Annotated in this window: 17 protein-coding genes; 8 read left to right on the top strand and 9 right to left on the bottom strand. The window is 72.2% G+C overall.

From position 1 onward, the window contains the following. Positions 1–107 precede the first annotated feature (107 nt). The 3 genes from HNR76_RS06205 to prmB all read right to left on the bottom strand — a co-directional run bounded on the left by HNR76_RS06205 (position 108) and on the right by prmB (position 3,383). Positions 108–1,142 carry a 2-hydroxyacid dehydrogenase gene (locus HNR76_RS06205; RefSeq protein ID WP_162310002.1) on the bottom strand — a complete coding sequence of 345 codons (1,035 nt, stop codon included), beginning with the start codon at positions 1,140–1,142 and terminating at the stop codon, positions 108–110. A 4-nt stretch (positions 1,143–1,146) separates the two neighbouring features. Further along, positions 1,147–2,280, bottom strand: a complete 1,134-nt coding sequence (gene aroC / locus HNR76_RS06200) for a chorismate synthase (RefSeq protein ID WP_162310001.1) — start codon at positions 2,278–2,280, stop codon at positions 1,147–1,149. 170 nt (positions 2,281–2,450) lie between these two features. Beyond that, a complete protein-coding gene (gene prmB / locus HNR76_RS06195; protein ID WP_162310000.1) occupies positions 2,451–3,383 on the bottom strand; it encodes a 50S ribosomal protein L3 N(5)-glutamine methyltransferase in 933 nt (310 codons plus the stop codon). Positions 3,384–3,506: 123 nt separating this feature from the next. Between prmB and HNR76_RS06190 the strand changes: the two genes are divergently transcribed. Beyond that, positions 3,507–4,160, top strand: coding sequence for an SCO family protein (locus HNR76_RS06190; RefSeq protein ID WP_162309999.1), 654 nt, complete (start codon positions 3,507–3,509; stop codon positions 4,158–4,160). Further along, positions 4,157–5,005 carry an archaetidylserine decarboxylase gene (asd, locus tag HNR76_RS06185; RefSeq protein WP_162309998.1) on the top strand — a complete coding sequence of 283 codons (849 nt, stop codon included), beginning with the start codon at positions 4,157–4,159 and terminating at the stop codon, positions 5,003–5,005. Before HNR76_RS06190 ends, asd begins: the two co-directional genes overlap by 4 nt. A gap of 393 nt (positions 5,006–5,398) precedes the next feature. Here asd and HNR76_RS06180 read toward each other — a convergent pair whose 3' ends face one another. Continuing rightward, positions 5,399–6,961, bottom strand: coding sequence for a transglycosylase SLT domain-containing protein (locus HNR76_RS06180; protein ID WP_162309997.1), 1,563 nt, complete (start codon positions 6,959–6,961; stop codon positions 5,399–5,401). Positions 6,962–7,118: 157 nt separating this feature from the next. Here HNR76_RS06180 and HNR76_RS06175 point away from each other — a divergent pair, with 157 nt between their 5' ends. From HNR76_RS06175 to HNR76_RS06165, 3 genes are all read left to right on the top strand, one after another. After that, positions 7,119–8,666: a helicase HerA-like domain-containing protein gene (locus HNR76_RS06175; RefSeq protein ID WP_162309996.1), complete on the top strand. Its 1,548-nt coding sequence runs from the start codon at positions 7,119–7,121 to the stop codon at positions 8,664–8,666. Positions 8,667–8,689: 23 nt separating this feature from the next. Beyond that, a complete protein-coding gene (gene greB / locus HNR76_RS06170; protein WP_162309995.1) occupies positions 8,690–9,196 on the top strand; it encodes a transcription elongation factor GreB in 507 nt (168 codons plus the stop codon). Positions 9,197–9,303: 107 nt separating this feature from the next. Continuing rightward, positions 9,304–10,314 carry a DegV family protein gene (locus HNR76_RS06165; protein WP_162309994.1) on the top strand — a complete coding sequence of 337 codons (1,011 nt, stop codon included), beginning with the start codon at positions 9,304–9,306 and terminating at the stop codon, positions 10,312–10,314. Between the two features lie 91 nt (positions 10,315–10,405). Here the strand turns inward: HNR76_RS06165 and rimO are convergent, their stop codons facing one another. After that, a complete protein-coding gene (gene rimO / locus HNR76_RS06160; RefSeq protein ID WP_162309993.1) occupies positions 10,406–11,773 on the bottom strand; it encodes a 30S ribosomal protein S12 methylthiotransferase RimO in 1,368 nt (455 codons plus the stop codon). Positions 11,774–12,031: 258 nt separating this feature from the next. On the opposite strand from rimO, the gene HNR76_RS06155 reads away from it, so the two are divergent. Genes HNR76_RS06155 through HNR76_RS06145 form a run of 3 tightly spaced genes read left to right on the top strand, consistent with a single transcriptional unit; the run spans position 12,032 to position 13,345 of the window. Further along, the gene (locus HNR76_RS06155; RefSeq protein ID WP_162309992.1) at positions 12,032–12,748 is read left to right on the top strand and encodes a dienelactone hydrolase family protein; all 717 of its coding nucleotides are present in this window, start codon (positions 12,032–12,034) and stop codon (positions 12,746–12,748) included. Further along, the gene (locus tag HNR76_RS06150; RefSeq protein ID WP_162309991.1) at positions 12,745–13,155 is read left to right on the top strand and encodes an HIT family protein; all 411 of its coding nucleotides are present in this window, start codon (positions 12,745–12,747) and stop codon (positions 13,153–13,155) included. Before HNR76_RS06155 ends, HNR76_RS06150 begins: the two co-directional genes overlap by 4 nt. Before the next feature lie 25 nt (positions 13,156–13,180). Next, the gene (locus tag HNR76_RS06145; protein ID WP_170298589.1) at positions 13,181–13,345 is read left to right on the top strand and encodes a LiaI-LiaF-like domain-containing protein; all 165 of its coding nucleotides are present in this window, start codon (positions 13,181–13,183) and stop codon (positions 13,343–13,345) included. A gap of 154 nt (positions 13,346–13,499) precedes the next feature. Here HNR76_RS06145 and folE2 read toward each other — a convergent pair whose 3' ends face one another. The 4 genes from folE2 to HNR76_RS06125 form a co-directional block, all read right to left on the bottom strand. Next, on the bottom strand, positions 13,500–14,444 hold the full coding sequence (gene folE2 / locus HNR76_RS06140) for a GTP cyclohydrolase FolE2 (protein WP_162309990.1): 945 nt from the start codon (positions 14,442–14,444) through the stop codon (positions 13,500–13,502). Positions 14,445–14,661: 217 nt separating this feature from the next. Next, positions 14,662–15,390 carry an isoprenoid biosynthesis enzyme family protein gene (locus HNR76_RS06135; RefSeq protein ID WP_162309989.1) on the bottom strand — a complete coding sequence of 243 codons (729 nt, stop codon included), beginning with the start codon at positions 15,388–15,390 and terminating at the stop codon, positions 14,662–14,664. A gap of 41 nt (positions 15,391–15,431) precedes the next feature. After that, positions 15,432–16,121 carry a hypothetical protein gene (locus HNR76_RS06130; protein ID WP_162309988.1) on the bottom strand — a complete coding sequence of 230 codons (690 nt, stop codon included), beginning with the start codon at positions 16,119–16,121 and terminating at the stop codon, positions 15,432–15,434. Further along, a complete protein-coding gene (locus HNR76_RS06125; protein ID WP_162309987.1) occupies positions 16,118–16,693 on the bottom strand; it encodes a hypothetical protein in 576 nt (191 codons plus the stop codon). The genes HNR76_RS06130 and HNR76_RS06125 overlap by 4 nt, the downstream gene beginning before the upstream one ends. Between the last annotated feature and the right edge of the window lie 71 nt (positions 16,694–16,764).

The following is a 16,764-nucleotide window of genomic DNA, read 5'->3' as shown; positions in this document are numbered from 1 at the left end:
TGTACGTTTAGGAAAATCGTCCTGGGGTCGCGCGCCGGGCGCGCGGGGCGGGCCGGGTTCGGGGAACCTCCTCCTGGTACGGCTCGTGGAGCGCCGGTGGAGGCTCCCTACCGTTTTTCGGCCGCGCCCTGGCCGGCAACGGCGGCAGTGGTTTTCTTCGCGGTGACCGGGGTGGGCGGATGCCCGGCGCGCGGCCCGATGCCGAGCGCGGCCAGCAGGTTGTCCACCGCCAGTTGCACCATCGCCCGGCGCGTGTGGCGCGAGGCGCTGCCGATGTGCGGGGTCAGCACCACGTTGCGCAGCGCCAGCAGCTCCGGGCGCACGGCCGGCTCGCCCTCGTACACGTCCAGCCCGGCCGCGCCCAGCCGGCCTTGGGCCAGGGCATCGGCCAGCGCGATCTCGTCGACCAGGCCGCCGCGGGCGATGTTCACCACGGTGGCGGTGGGCTTCATCCTCGCCAGCGCGGCGGCGCCGATGAGGTGGTGGCTGGCCGGCGAGTACGGCAGCACCAGCACCAGGTGGTCGGCCTGCGCCAGCAGCGCGTCGAAGTCCACGTACTGCGCGCCGGTCTCCCGCTCGACGCCGGCCGGCAGGCGCGAGCGGTTGTGGTACAGCACCTTCATGCCGAAGCCATGGTGGCCGCGGCGGGCGATGGCCCGGCCGATGCGGCCCATGCCCAGGATGCCCAACGTGCTGCCGTGCACGTCGGCACCAAGCATGGACGAGAACGACCATTGCTTCCATTGCCCCTCGCGCAGCCAGCGCTCGGACTCGACGATCCGGCGCGCGGCCGCCATCAGCAGGGCGAAGCCCAGGTCGGCGGTGGTCTCGGTGAGCACGTCGGGGGTGTTGGTGGCGACGATCCCGGCCGCGTCCAGCGCGGCGACGTCGAGGTTGTCGTAGCCCACCCCGACGTTGGCGATCACGCGCAGCCGCGGCGCGGCGGCGATCGCGTCCGTGCCGATGCGCTCGTTCAGGGTGACCAGCGCGCCATCGCAGTCGCGCAGGGCGGCGGCGATGGCATCCTGGCCGTACTCGGTGACCTCGGGGGTTGCGCGCACGTCGCAATGCGCCGCCACCTGCCCGACGATGTCGTCGAACAGCGGCTGCGACACCCACACGCGCGGACGCGATTGCGCCATGGCCCTAGTCCTGGCCTCCCCGCCCCGCCCCGCCGATCGCGCCGCCACCGGCGGGAATGCGCGGGGCGATCTCGCCCACGTCGCCGCACTGCGCGCGGTGGCGCAGCGCCTGGTCCATCAGCACCAGCGCGACCATCGCCTCCGCTATCGGCGTGGCGCGGATGCCCACGCACGGGTCGTGGCGGCCGGTGGTGATCACCTCCGCCGGCTGTCCATGCACGTCCACGGTCGGCCCGGGCAGGCGCAGGCTGGAGGTGGGCTTGAGAGCGATCGAGGCGACCACCTGCTGGCCGGTGGAGATGCCGCCGAGGATGCCGCCGGCGTGGTTGCTGGCGAAGCCGGCCGGGGCGATGAGGTCGCGGTGCGCGGTGCCCTTCTGCACGACCGCGCCGAAACCGTCGCCGATCTCCACGCCCTTGACCGCGTTGATGCTCATCAGGGCGCCGGCCAGTTCGCCGTCGAGCTTGCCGTAGATCGGCTCGCCCCAGCCCGGCGGCACGCCGTCGGCGACCACGGTCACGCGCGCGCCGACCGAATCGCCGGACTTGCGCAGCGCGTCCATGTAGGTTTCCAGCTCCGGCACCTGCGGCGCATGCGGCCAGAAGAACGGGTTGTGCTCCACCGCGCTCCAGTCGAAGCCGGCCGGGGCCACCTCGCCGAGCTGGGCGAGGAAGCCGCGCACGGCCACGCCATGGCGCTGCTGCAGCCACTTCTTGGCGATCACCGCCGCGGCCACGCGCATGGTGGTCTCGCGCGCCGAGCTGCGGCCGCCGCCGCGCGGGTCGCGGATGCCGTACTTCTGCCAGTAGGCGTAGTCGGCGTGGCCGGGACGGAACTGTGCGGCGATGTTGGCGTAGTCCTTGCTGCGCGCATCGGTGTTGCGGATCAGCAGGGCGATGGGCGTGCCGGTGGTGCGGCCCTCGTACACGCCCGACAGGATCTCCACCTCGTCGGCCTCGCGGCGCGCGGAGGTATGGCGGCTCTTGCCGGTGGCGCGGCGCTGCAGGTCGTGGGCGAATTCCTCCGGCGCAAGCTCCAGCCCCGGCGGGCAGCCGTCCACGACGCAGCCGATGGCCGGGCCGTGCGACTCGCCGAAGGTGGTGACCGACAACAGTTTGCCGAAGGTGTTGCTGCTCAAGGCGGCGCTCCGCGGATGAGGAAAAAACGTCGGGAGGGGTGCGAAGGATCGCATTATTCGGCGCCGCCTGCTGCACCGCACCAGCGGCGGCGCGACCGTTGCGCCGGTAACGTTCCGTGCCTGCCGGGGAAGTCGCGCGACGCGCGGCGCGCACGCGCGCCGCGGCGGCATCATTTTCGTGCGGCGGCCAGCTCGGCGATGCGCGCGTTGTGCGTGATCAGCTCGCGGCATTCCACCGCGAACACGCCCATCTGCCCGACCTTGAACTCGATCCAGGCCAGTTCCAGTTCCGGCAGCAGCGCGGCCAGGTGCCGCTCGGACTCGCCCACCTCGCAGATCAGCAGGCCGTCCCGGGACAGGTGCAGCGGGGCGTCGCGCAGAATCTTCAGCACCAGGTCCAGGCCGTCCGCGCCGGCGCGCAGGCCCAGTTCGGGCTCGTGAGAATACTCCGGCGGCAGCGCATCGGTTTCCGCGTCGGTGACGTAGGGCGGGTTGCTGACGATCAGGTCGTAGTGGCGGCCGGCCAGGCCGGCGAACAGGTCGGACCTGAGCAGGGCGACGTTGCCGGCGTGCAGGCGCGCCTTGTTCTCCGCGGCCAGGGCCAGGGCCGCGTCGCTGATGTCCGCGCCGTCCACTTCCCACTCCGGGTTGTAATGGCCCATGGCGATGGCGATGCAGCCCGAGCCGGTGCACAGGTCCAGCGCGCGGCGCACCGGCCGGCCGCCCAGCCACGGCTCGAAACCGGCCTCGATGAGTTCGGCGATAGGCGAGCGCGGCACCAGCGCGCGGGGGTCGGACTTGAAGCTGAGCCCGGCGAACCACGCCTCGCCGGCCAGGTAGGCGGCCGGCACGCGTTCGTCGATGCGGCGCTGGAACAGGCCCAGGATCGCGCGCTTTTCCTCGCCGGTCAGGCGCGACGGGCCGTAGACCGGGCTGAGGTCGTGCGGCAGGTGCAGCGCATGCAGTACCAACTGGGTGGCCTCGTCCATGGCGTTGTCGTAGCTGTGGCCGAAGGTCAGCCCGGCCGCGTTGAAGCGGCTGCCGCCGTAGCGGATCAGGTCGATGATCGTGTGCAGCTCGGGGGCCGGATCGGCGGTGGTCATGATGCGGCGGCGCCGGGCGGCGCGTCGGTTCGGAAAGAGCCGGCGATTATAGGCGATCGCCGGCCCCTTCCCGCCCGCGCCCGGTATCATGGCCGGCCCACGCACGACCCGGACGCCTGCCGCATGTTCAACCGCACCTTCGGCTACATCCTCGTCGCCGCGCTCGCCGCCGGCCTGGGCCTGGTGGCCGCGCACCACTTCCTCGGACGCGACGGCGCCCCGGCCGCGACGGCGCTGCGCACCGCCACCCTGCTGCCGCAGCCGCGCGAACTGCCGGCCTTCAACCTGCGCCAGTCCGACGGCACGCCCTTGGTTCCCGGCGAACTGGCCGGGCACTGGACCCTGGCGTTCCTCGGCTTCACCTTCTGCCCGGACGTGTGCCCCACCACCCTGGCCCAGCTTTCCCAGGCGCAGAAGCAATGGGAGGCGTTGCCGGAGGCGACCCGGCCGCGGGTGCTGTTCGTCTCGGTCGACCCCGAGCGCGACACTCCCGCCAAGGCCGGCGAATACGCCCACGCCTTCCATCCGGACACCCTGGCGGCCACCGCCGACGTGCCGGCGCTGGAGAAGTTCGCCACTTCGCTGGGCTTCGTGTTCATGAAGGTGCCGGGCAAGAACATCGAGCAGAACCCGAACGACTACAGCGTCGACCACTCGGCCAACATCGCCCTGCTCGACCCGCAGGGCCGCCTTGCCGGGCTGATCCGCCCGCCGTTCCAGCCGCAGGCCATCGCCGACGACCTGGCCCGCCTGAGCGGCGCGGACCACGCGCCGTGAGCCTGACGACCACCCTGACCTGGGCGCTGCCGCACCGGCTGCTGTCCGCGTTGGCGCGCAGCGCGGCGTACTCGCAGGACCCGCGGCTGAAGCAGTACTTCATCGACACGGTGGTGCGCCGCTTCGGCGTGGACCTGGACGAGGCGGCCGAGCCGGACCCCACCGCCTACCCCAGCTTCAACGCCTTCTTCACCCGCGCGCTGAAGCCCGGCGCGCGCACGGCCGATGCCGACCCGCGCGCCCTGCTGATGCCCGCCGACGGCCGCATCAGCCAGCTCGGCCCGATCGACGCCGACGGCCGCATCTTCCAGGCCAAGGGCCGCTCGTTCACCGCCGCCGAACTGCTGGGCGACGCGCAGGCCGCGCGCGCGTTCGCCGGTGGCAGCTTCGCCACCGTGTACCTGTCCCCGCGCGACTACCACCGCGTGCACATGCCCTGGACCGGCATTCTGCGCGAGACCGTGCACGTGCCGGGACGGCTGTTCAGCGTCGGCCCTTCCGCGGTGGCCAGGGTGCCGCGCCTGTTCGCCCGCAACGAGCGGCTGGCGTGCCACTTCGACACCGACTTCGGACCGATGGCCTGCGTGATGGTCGGCGCGATGCTGGTCTCCGGCGTGGAGACGGTGTGGAGCGGCGTGGAGATCCCCGCCTACGGCGACGACATCACCCGCAAGGACTACCGCGGCCAGGGCATCGTGCTGGAGCGCTTCGCGGAGATGGCGCGCTTCAACTACGGCTCCACCGTGATCGTGCTGCTGCCGCCGGGCGCGGCGACGCTGGCGCCGGACCTGGCCGCCGAATCGCCGGTACGGCTGGGACAGGCGCTGGCATACCGCGCGGATTGAGCGCGGAACGACCCAGGCGTTTCGACCTCCGTCCCCACCCGGTTCCGCAAGCCGCCATGGATAAGGCGGCCCGGGCCCGGCTCCTACAAGGCCAGGACCCCAGCCGGGCGCGGCGCACGTCTGGCCGATGGAAGCGGGCCAGCCCAGGCAGGCGAAGACGCGCCAGGGCCGGGATGTCGCGGCAAGCGGGCCATGGATGGCCCGCGACCCCGAGCAAGGGCGGGATGCCCGCCCGAGGGGAGAGCGATACCCCAATACTGGCGCGACTCCCTCCGGAGTCGACGCCCCCCACGCCGTTGCCGTTGCCGTTGCCGTTGCCGTTGCCGTTGCCGTTGCCGTTGCCGTTGCCGTTGCCGTTGCCGTTGCCGTTGCCGTTGCCGTTGCCCCCGACTTCTACCGCCGGCAGCCCTCCAGCCGGAGCTGCTGTCCCTGGCGCACGGCATAGCCCGGCGCCTTGAGGCCGTTGGCGCGGGCCAGCGTCTTCAGCTCGCAGCCGTGGCGCTGGGCGATGCGGCCCAGGGTGTCGCCCGCGGCGACCCGGTAACCGCGCGCCTGCTGCGCCTTCGGCGCGGCCGGCCGGGGCTGCTCGGTGGCGATGGTGGTGGCCACGCCGGGAAGCGGCGTCACCTCGCCCACCGCCACGCTTCCGGCCGGCCCGTCGCGGACGATGGCCGCGTTCACGTCGGCGGTGACCAGGGCATGGGCCAGTTCCGCGCGCGCGCCGCTTTCGCAATGGCGGTGGTACAGGCCGGCGATGCGGGTGGTGGCGGCCAGGACGGTCCCGGCGGGAATCCAGGTCTCGGCCTCGTAGCGCGGGTTGAGGTTGCGCAGGGTGCGCATGTAGCCGTCGCGGTTGCCGGTGTTGCCCAGGCACACGGTCAGTTCGTAGATGCTCGCCGGGCGCGACAGCTTCAGCGGCGCCGGTTGCGCATCGACCTTGGGGAAGCTCACCCCGTACTGCCGCGGGTGCAGGAAGATCCACGCCGCGGCGATCACCATCGGCACGTAGTCGCGGGTCTCGGCGGGGAACTGGTCGTAGACCGACGCGTTCCAGAAGCCCGTGCCCCCGCTGCTGCGATGCACGCGCAGCGCCCTGCCCTCGCCACCGTTGTAGCCGGCCAGCGACAGCTCCATGTCGTCGTTGAGTTCGCGCAGGCGCTCGTTGAGATAGGTGGCGCTGGCCTCGGCCGCGCTGCGCGGGTCGTAGCGGGTGTCGAAGCCGGTGCCGTCCGGCCCCAGCCCGAAGCGGCGCCCGGTGGCGGGCATGAACTGCATCGGCCCGCCCGCGCCGGCGCGCGAGACCGAGTGCACGCGGCCGTTGGACTCCTTGGCCAGGATGCCGAACAGCAGCGCCTCGGGCAGGCCGCGGCGCTCGAACTCCGGCCACATCAGGTGGCGCATGGCCTGGTAGTTCTCGTAGCTGGTCATCAACTGCGGGCGCATGTCGGTGAGCCAGCGGCGGATGCCGGCCTGGATGGCCGGATTGAAGCGGACCATGCGGTCGAACCCATGGCGGCTGTCGTCGCCCAGCAGGCGCGCTGCGCGCATGGCCTCGGGCACGTCGGCGGCCAGCGCCGGATCGGCCTCCAGCAGGCCCTCGTCGCCCGGGTCTTCCTCCAGGTCCGCGGTGCGGGCGTCGACGCCGGCCTTGAGCAGCCGCTTGAACGTGGCCAGCAGGTCCGACAGCGGGCAACCCCGCTGCCTGGCGCAGGCATCCACCGCGTCCTCCATGTCCTCCAGCGCCGCGTTGCTTTCCGCGGTGCCCTTGGGATCGCCGTTGGCGACCAGCACCACGGCCTGCCGGTAGCGGCTTTCGGCGGCGGCCATCTGCTGGACCAGGACCTCGGCGGCGGCCTTGTCCCGGGCCGAGACGCGTTGTGCCAGGGCCGGCGGCGCGATGCAGCACAACAGCACGATGGCCGCGAACAGCCGGGATTTCTGCAAGTGCAAGGGCATCGTCGACATCGGGCGGGAGCGACCGGCAGGTTAGCCGCCCCCGACGGCGGGCGGCAAGGTGCACCCGGGCCATCTGGCCCGCGCCGCCGGACCGGTCGCTAGAATCGACCCTCACGATGGCCGCGGCCACCACGACCACTCCACCACGAGGTATCACATGGATCCGATCCTGCTGGGCAAGGGCCTCACCGACGACATCCCGGTCACCCTGCTGCCCCGGTACGGCAACCGCCACGGCCTGGTCGCCGGGGCCACCGGCACCGGCAAGACCGTGACCCTGATGACCCTGGCCGAAGGATTCTCGCGGATCGGCGTGCCGGTGTTCATGGCCGACGTGAAGGGCGACGTGGCCGGACTGGCGGTACCCGGCGACGGCGGCCAGAAGCTGCTGCAGCGCGCCGCGGAGATCGGCGTGGCCGACTATGCGCCCGGCGCCAGCCCGGTGGTGTTCTGGGACCTGTACGGAAAACTGGGCCACCCGGTGCGCACCACGGTCAGCGAGATGGGGCCGACCCTGCTCGGCCGCATCCTGGAACTGAACGACACCCAGTCCGGTGTGCTGGACATCGTGTTCAAGCTGGCCGACGACCACGGCCTGTTGCTGCTGGACCTGGACGACCTGCGCGCGCTGCTGAACCTGGTGGCCGAGGAGCGCAAGGCGGTCTCCACCGAATACGGCCTGGTCGGCACGCCATCGGTGGCCGCGATCCAGCGCGCCCTGCTGCGCCTGTCGCAGGACGGCGGCGAGGGCTTCTTCGGCGAGCCGGCGCTGGAGCTGCACGACCTCATGCGGGTCAACCACGACGGCCGCGGGGTGATCGGCATCCTCGCCGCCGACCAACTGGTGCTCAAGCCGCGCCTGTACGCGACCTTCCTGCTGTGGCTGCTGTCGGAACTGTTCGAGACCCTGCCCGAGGTGGGCGACCTGGAGAAACCCAAGCTGGCCTTCGTCTTCGACGAGGCGCACCTGTTGTTCGGCGATGCGCCGGCCGCGCTGCGCCAGCGCATCGAGCAGGTGGTGCGGCTGATCCGCTCCAAGGGCGTGGGCGTCTACTTCTGCTCGCAGTTCCCCGACGACGTGCCCGACAACATCCTGGGCCAGCTCGGCAACCGCGTGCAGCACGCGCTGCGCGCCCATACCCCGCGCGACCAGAAGGCGGTGAAGACTGCGGCCCAGACCTTCGTCCCGAACCCGAAGCTGGACGTGGCCGCGTCGATCTCGCGGCTGGGCACCGGCGAGGCCCTGGTCTCCACCCTGCAGGACAACGGCGTGCCCTCGCCGGTGCAGCAGACCAAGATCGCGCCGCCGCGCTGCCGCATGGGCGCCATCACCGACGCGGAGCGTGCCCAGGTGCGCGCCACCAGCCCGGTGGGAACGCGCTACGACGCCGCGGTGAACCGCGAGTCGGCCGCGGAAATCCTCGCCGCCCGGGTCCAGGCCGCCGCCCAGGACGCGGCGGCGGCAGAGGGCGGGGGCGGCATCGGCCAGAAGGTCAGCGAGTTCCTGTTCGGCACCAAGCGCCGCCAGGGCGTGGTCGAGTCGGTGGCCAAGCAGACCACGCGCAACGTCGGCGGCTCGATCGGGCGCAGCATCGGCAGCTCGGTGGGCGGCAGCATCGGCGGCAAGACGGGCAAGAAATACGGCGGCCAGATCGGCAACCAGATCGTGCGCGGCATCCTCGGCGGCATCTTCGGCCGGCGCTGACCGCACACCGCCGCTTACCGACGATGTCCCGCTGGCGCCCGCCTCCCGAACGCAGCACCGCCCTGATCACCCGCGACGGCCACGCGCGGCTGAAGGCGGAGCTGGACGAGCTGTGGCGGCTGAGGCGGCCCGAGGTGGTGAAGGCGCTGGCCGCCGCCGCGGCCGAAGGCGACCGCTCGGAGAATGCCGAGTACACCTACCGCAAGAAGCAGTTGGGCGAGATCGACCGGCGCGTGCGCTACCTGAGCAAGCGGGTGCCAGCGCTGCGCGTGGTCGAGCGGGCGCCGTCCGATCCGGCGGCGGTGTTCTTCGGCGCATGGGTGGAGCTGGAGCGGGTCGACGACGGCCGGCTGGCCCGCTACCGCATCGTGGGGCCGGACGAGACCGACGCGGCCGCCGGCTGGATCAGCATCGATTCGCCGCTGGCGCGGGCGCTGTTGAAGAAGCGCGTCGACGACGAGATCGAGGCGCAACTGCCGGGCGGGCCGGTGCGCTTCGCGGTGGTCGACATCGCCTATCCCGACCCTTGAAACGCACCGCATGGGCCTCCCGGTCCGTACCCCTGCGTATTTGACGCGTCGCCGTCCGCGTGTTCTTTATCGCAGCGCAATCTGTCATGTATCCAAGGGAGGAAACCATGCCAGTACCCGAACTCAACGTCGTCGCGCCCGTCCAGGACGGCACCGCCGGCGTCCGCCGCCTCATCCGTACCGGCATCGTGATCGATGCCTCGTGCGACGTATCCCCCGACTTCCTGGCAGACCCGGACGTGGCGGTCATCCCCATCCCGATCCGGATCGGGCAGGCCACCTACGTGGACCAGCACAACCCGGAGGCGACCAGCCGCTACATGCGCGAGAACGCCAACGGCGAAGGCGCCCAGGGCCAGTCGGCGCCACTGGATGCCGAGCAGATGCGCGCCTTCTTCATGGAGCGCTTCGCCCTGGACTACGACTCGGTCTACTGCCTGACCATCACCGCCAGCCGCAGCCCGATCCACGACGCGTCGAGCCAGGGCAGCGCCATGGCGCTCAACAGCATCCGCGACATGCGCCAGGCGGCCGACATCCGCCGCCCGTTCCAGTTCCGGGTCATCGACACCAAGAACATGTTCGCCGGCTCCGGCATCCCGGCGATGGCGCTGCGCGACATGCTGCTCCAGCACATGCAGCCCAAGGACATCCGCGATTCGCTGTTCCGCATCATCGATTCCACCTATACCTACTACGTCCCCGACGACCTGCGGTATGCCCGCACCCGCTCGCGCGGGCGCGGCGACCGCAGCATCAACCTGATCAGCGCCATGCTCGGCGGCGCGCTGGACATCAAGCCGATCATCCGCGGCTACCACGGCGACACCCACCCGGTGAGCAAGTGCCGCGGCCGCGCGGAGGCCTGGGGCCGGCTGTTCGCGTTCGCGGCCGGCCGCATCGCCCATGGCCTGCATACGCCGCACCTGATCGTGTCCTATGCCGGCCCGCTGCAGGACGTGCGCGCGATCCCGCAGTTCGCCGGCCTGCGCTCGGCCTGCGAGGGCGCGGGCGTGTCCCTGCACGTGCTGCAGATGAGCATCACCGGGATGATGAACATCGGCCCCGGCGGCCTGACCCTGGCCTTCGCCGGGCCGGCGCACGGCGAAACCCCCTGAAGGATCGCGGCGGGCAAGGCGCGCCGCCTTCCGCGCGCCATCGGCCGGGAGGCGCCGGCGTGCGCGCGCGCTTCGGCGCCGCCAACGGGGCTCAGAGCAGGCGCAGCCCCAGCGGCGCGGCGTTGGCGGTTTCGGCGTACTCGACCTCGCCGTAGAGGTCGTGCTCGTCGCTGCCCATGATCCGCACGTCGACGAACTCGCCCGGCCGCAGGCCGGCGTCGCGGCCGTCCTGGATCTGCACGGTGCCGTCGATCTCGGGCGCGTCGGCCATCGAGCGGGCGATGGCCAGCTCGCCGTCGACCAGGTCGACCAGGCAGCGCTGCACGGTGCCGACCTTGGCTTCCAGCCGCGCCATCGAGATCTCGCCCTGGCGCTGCATGAAGCGGGCCAGACGCTCCTGCTTGACCGCTTCGGGCACCGCACCGGGCAGGGCGTTGGCCGCCGCGCCGTCCACCGGCGAATAGGCGAACGCGCCGACCCGGTCGAGCTGGGCCTGGTCGAGGAAATCGAGCAGTTCCTCGAACTCGGCCTCGGTCTCGCCGGGGAAACCGACGATGAACGTCGAGCGCAAGGTCAGGTGCGGGCACATCGCGCGCCAGCGCTGCACCCGCTCCAGGGTCTTGTCGACCGCGCCGGGGCGCTTCATCAGCCTGAGGATGCGCGGGCTGGCGTGCTGGAACGGGATGTCCAGGTACGGCAGCACCTTGCCCTGCGCCATCAACGGGATGATGTCGTCCACGTGCGGGTACGGGTAGACGTAGTGCAGGCGGGTCCAGGCGTCCAGTTCTGACAGGCCTTCGCACAGTGCCTTCATCCGGGTCTGGTATTCGCGGCCGCGCCACGACCGCGCGGCGTACTTCACGTCCACGCCGTAGGCCGAGGTGTCCTGCGAGACCACCAGCAGCTCGCGCACGCCGCCCTTCACCAGCCGCTCGGCCTCGCGCAGCACCTCGTCCACCGGGCGCGAGACCAGGTCGCCGCGCATCGAGGGGATGATGCAGAAGCTGCAGCGGTGGTTGCAGCCCTCGGAAATCTTCAGGTAGGCGTAGTGCTGCGGGGTCAGCTTGACCCCGTAGTCGGGCACCAGGTCGATGAACGGGTCGTGCCTGGGCGGCAGCGCCGCGTGCACCGCGTCCATGACGCTGCCGTAGTCCTGCGGGCCGGAGACGGCCAGCACGTCGGGGTACTGCGCGCGGATCAGCTCCGAGCGCTTGCCCAGGCAGCCGGTGACGATGACCTTGCCGTTCTCGTTCATCGCCTCGCCGATGGCGTCCAGCGATTCGGCCACGGCCGAGTCGATGAAGCCGCAGGTGTTGACCACCACCACGTCGGCGGCGTCGTAGCTGGGGACGATGTCGTAGCCCTCCACCCGCAGTTGGGTGAGGATGCGTTCGGAATCGACCAGCGCCTTCGGGCAGCCGAGGCTGACGAAGCCGACCTTGGGATTCTGCAGGGACATGGGACACTCGGGGAAAGACGGGCTGCCGGGGGCGGTGGCGGACCCGGCTCGGCCGGGGCGCGCGATTATAGCCACCCGCGCCGCCGCCGGCGCTGCCCCGCTCGCCCCGCGCGGGAGCCGGGCATGGTGCCGCCGGCCATGCCGGCCGGCGGTTCCCACGGGGCACCCGCCTGCAAGCGGCTGTCGCGCTTGCCGCGGCCTCCACTCCCGGGTCATCCATAATCGAGACATCCCGCACCTGCATATGGAGGCACCGCCATGGGCCAGTGGATCCAGCTCGATACCCCGCACGGCACGGTCGCGGCCTGGCAGGCGCTGGCGGGCACTCCGCCCAGGGCGGGGCTGGTGGTGATCCAGGAGATCTTCGGCGCCAACCCGCACATCCGCGCGGTGGCCGAGGGCTATGCGGCCGAGGGCTACGCCGTGCTGGCGCCGGCGTTCTTCGACCCGGTCGAGCCTGGCGTGGAACTGGGCTACGACGCGGCCGGCTTCGCCCGCGGCCGCGAGCTGGCCGGCCGGTTGGGGCTGGACGCGGCGCTGGCGATCGTGCGCGCCGCCGCCGAACGGCTGGCCGGGATCGTCGATGCCGCGCATGGCGGCTGCCGGGAAGCGGGCGCGGCCGGCATCGGCACGGTCGGCTACTGCTGGGGCGGCACGGTGGCGATGCTCTCGGCGCTGCGGCTGGGCCTGCCGTCGGTCAGCTACTACGGCGCGCGCAACGCGGGCTTTCTCGACGACCCGGCCCTGGTGGCCGCGCCGAGGGCGCCGGTGATGTTCCATTTCGGCGAGCGCGACGCATCCATCGCCCCGGAAGCGGTGGCCGCGCACCGGCGCGCCCTGCCCGCGATGCCGGTATTCACCTACCCGGCCGACCACGCCTTCAACCGCGACGTCGACCCGAAGGCCTACCACGCCCCCAGCGCCGCACTGGCGCGCGAGCGCAGCCTGGCCTTCTTCGCCGAGCACCTGCGATGAGCGGCGTCTTCGAGCCCGACCCGCGCCTGGCCGCCGACAGCGTGTTCGTCGCCGACGGCCCGCTCTCGCAGGTGCGGCTGATGGACGACGCCCGCTTCCCCTGGCTGCTGCTGGTGCCGCGCGTCGCGGGCGCGGCCGAGTGGATCGACCTGGACGGCGGCCAGCAACGCCTGCTGCTGGCCGAGATCAACCGGCTCTCGCGCCTGCTGCGCGCCGAGGCGGGAGTGGAGAAGCTCAACGTCGGCGCCCTGGGGAACATCGTGCGCCAGTTCCACGTGCACGTGGTCGGCCGCCATGCCGGGGACGCGGCCTGGCCCGGGCCGGTCTGGGGCAGCGGCGCGGCCCGGCGGCATGCGCCCGATGCCTTGCGCACGCTTACCGAACGGTGGCGGCAGCGGCTAGCATAGGCCTTCCTCCATTGCCGACGCCTCCATGAAATCCAACCATGTCGCCGCCCTGGTCCTGATCGTGCTCGGCCTGCTGTTTCTGTCCAACAACCTGGGCTGGACCAACATGAGCCTGGGCAGGCTGATCGCCACCTGGTGGCCGGCCGCCCTGGTCCTGGTGGGTGTGGGGATGCTGTTCTCCCGCAAGTAGGGCCGGCTTCGGCCTGCGGCAGTGATGTGGGCCAGGAATGGTCGGCGCGCCGGCAGGGCGGCGCCGGCCGTACCCGGCTCCCGCGACGACAATCGCAATGGCCGTCCCCGGAGGCGCCGCTTGCGCGCCGGCGGCGGCGGCGTGCCGGACGCTCTTACCCGGCCGCGCCGCGGCCGCTGACGCTGGCCACCGCATCGTGCGGGTGCAGGCTCTCGAAGTGGGAGACGGTGGCCTCGTAGCGCTCGATGCGCGAGTCGGCCGACAGCACCGAGGCCACGCGCCGCGCCGCGTCCTCGCAGAACATCAGGTTGTCCGCGTTGAGCTCGGCGAAGGCCTGTTCGTCCTCGCGCTTGACCGCGGTCTGCACCGGCGTGCCCAGCGCCGCCTCCAGCGCATCGACCAGCGCCACCAGCGGCAGTTCGCCGCTGTGCTGCGGGCGAAGCTCCACCCTCACGCGGGCGCGGCTGCGTTGCGCATGCGGGGTGGCGGCCATGCCCCGCTCCGAGGCCAGCCAGTCGCGGACCACCGCGGTGGAGATCGGCCGGGCATCGGCGAAATCCTCGGCGAAGCGCGCGGCGTTGACTTGGCGCGACAGCGCGGCCGAGCACGGGCAGGTGCTGGAATACTCGAGGTCGAATCCAAGCGTGACCGTCAGCCGGCCCGCATCCAGCAGCGCCTCGATCTCCACCGGATAGCGCTTCCAGCCGGCGTTGTCGCTGCGCAAGGCGCGGCGCAGCAGCAGCGCCTCGTAGCGCAGACGCAGGCGCGCGCGGGTGGACAGGCCGTCCTGGGAGTCGACGCTGCCCTGCAGGATCCGGCGCAGGCCGTCCACGCTCGCCTCGTTGCGGGCCAGTTCCTGCTGCAGCCGCAGGTACAGGCGCGACATGTGAATGCCGCGCGCGCCGGCCTGGCCCAGGTCCACCGCCAGGTCCGCCTGCGCGGGCACCTGCACGTGGCCGCCGGCGCCGTCGGAAACGCGCACGGGCAAGGCGATGCCCTCCATGCCGACCCAGTCCAGCGGGCGCGCCAGGGCGGCGGGCTGGTGGGCGACATCGGGCAACGGAGCGTAGGCAGGCGCGGCAGGGGCGGGAACGGACATGGGCTGTGCAGTACGGATAGAGGGGGGCGGGCCTGCCACGCGGCGCCCGGGGCGGGCGGACGGCGGACCGTCAATTCGGACCGATGTGGGCCGGATTGTACCGCCTGCCGGTCGCCCGGCCGGCACGGGAAGCTGCAACGGACCGTCGCATCCAGGGTGCAGGCCGCCATGAACCGGCGAAGAGTGGCCACGGCGGCGCCAGGCCGCGGCCAACACCTCAGGAACGGCGGCGTGCCGCGCGCCAGGCCTGCCAGAGGGTGCGCATTGGCCGCCCTCCCCGCCCCGGCGGGCGGGCGGCCGCGAACGACCGCAGGCGCTCGCGGGCCAGCGCCGACCATACCCGCCGCGGCAACGCCCCCCCGGCCCGCGCCGGCCAGGCGTCGAGCAGCCATCCGGCCCAGGCGCGGCGGGCCTGCTCGCGCGCATCCGCACCGTCGGTGGCGGGCTGCAGCGATTGCGGCACCGCGTCCAGCCCGGCCTCGGCCAGGCGCGAGGCGAGTACCTGCGCGGCCAGTGCCGGCGCCACGGCCGGTGGCGCCTCCAGCAGCGCGGCCTCCACCGCCGCCGCCGCGCCGGCAAAGCCTGCCAGGGCGGCCAGGGCCGCATCGCCGTCGCTGGCGCGCGCGCGCGCGTCCACCAGCGCCGGCAACGCGTCGGCCAGCCGCTGCCAGGGCGCATCGGCCGGTTCCAGCAGCCGCCCCAGCGGATGGCGCGAACGATGCGCCTGCCAGTCGCACAGCTCGGTGGCCCACCAGCCGAGCTTGGCGTCGGCCGGCAGCGGATCGCCCTGCACGTTGAGGATGTCGTCCAGCTCCTGCAGCAGCGCGAACCACGCCACCGCGCGCGCGCGCTGCCCCGGCGGCACGAACACCTCGGCCACGGCCCATTCCGGCCACCGTGCGCGCCACTTGTCCAGGAAGCTGTCCAGGGCCTGCGATCCGCTCATGCGCCCATTGTAGGCGGCGCGCGCGCCGTCGCCTCGCCCAGCTAGTCTTCGATCCGGTACTTGGTCTTGACCAGGCTCAGGTATACCGCGGCATAGCGGCCGAACCAGCGGTCGTCGCCGGCATGGTCGGCCTCGCACTGGCCCAGCTTCTTCAGTGCCGCGTCCAGCCCTTCGACATAGGCCTCGTACTTGCCGCGATAGGTGCTGCGCAAGCCCTTGAGCGACTGGGTGATCGGCGGCCGGCCCTGCAGTTGCCAGCTCAGCCCGGCCACGCCATGGACGCCGGAGGCGGAATCGCCGAAAGCCATCGCGCCCTCGGCGAAGTGGGCGTACTGGGTGGTGATCGACCAGGCGCGATGCAGGTAATAACGGTTGAAGTCGATCTTCTCCATCGCCTGGTGGTAGCACTGCTGGCAATCCTCGTCGTCGCCGCAGGCCGAAGGCGCCTGGAAGCCGTCGTCCAGGCCGAGCGGATCGTACTGCCCGTCGTCGCCGTCCAGCGCTTCGTAGAGGCCGGCCAGCTCGTCGGACGAGCGCAGCGTCGCCACGCCCCAGCCCGCCGCCTTGCCCAGTTCGCCGGTGTTGCCGGCCACGACGTCCATCACGCCCTGCACGTCGATGCCGGTGAAATCCTCCAGGTCGCCGATGAATTGGCTTTGCGCCAGGGCGCTCGCGTGCACGGCGCAGGCGGCCAGCACCGCGGCCGTGCACCATCTCCGTACATCGTTCATGGCCGTTTCCTCCTCAGGACTCGATATCCCAGCGCCAGCAGCGCCAGTACCGCGGCCGCGGCGGCCACATGCCACCCCCGCATGCCGGAACCGGCCGGCGCCCGGTACTGGGATCGCGGCACCACCACCGGCGTGAGCACCGGCTTGACCTCGTCGCCCACCCAGACCAGGAGCTTGTACGCGGTGCCCGGATCGGGGCTGCTCACCGCCACCTGGAACTCGCCCTCGGTGCGGAAGCGGAAGCTGACCTGCTCGCCGTTCCGCGCCTGCCCCTGGCGCACCGGCTGCTGCCACGGGTACTTGCCGATGGCCAGGTCCAGCCGCGCATCCGGCTGCAGCGGGCGCAGGGTGACCACCACCGGCACCATCATGTGCATGTGCTCCAGGTAGAACCGGTGCGGGCCGCCGGCGGTCTTGCCGCGGACCATCACCGCCCGCCCCTCGGGCAGGTCGGGGACCTTCTTCGGTTCCAGGCGATAGGCGGTGGGCGGCGGGTCGGCGGCCTGCGCCGGCATGCCGGGCAGGACGAACGAGGCGACCAGCAGGCAGGCGGCCGGCAGGCAGAGGCGCATCGGGACACTCCTGGCGCGATGGCGACGGCTTGCCGCCACCCCCGCATACGCAGGCCGCCGCCCTGGACTGC

This window comes from Pseudoxanthomonas broegbernensis, from assembly GCF_014202435.1.
Taxonomy (GTDB): domain Bacteria; phylum Pseudomonadota; class Gammaproteobacteria; order Xanthomonadales; family Xanthomonadaceae; genus Pseudoxanthomonas; species Pseudoxanthomonas broegbernensis.
Note: the sequence above shows the minus strand (reverse complement) of the source record. Positions and strands in the feature narration are given on the sequence as shown.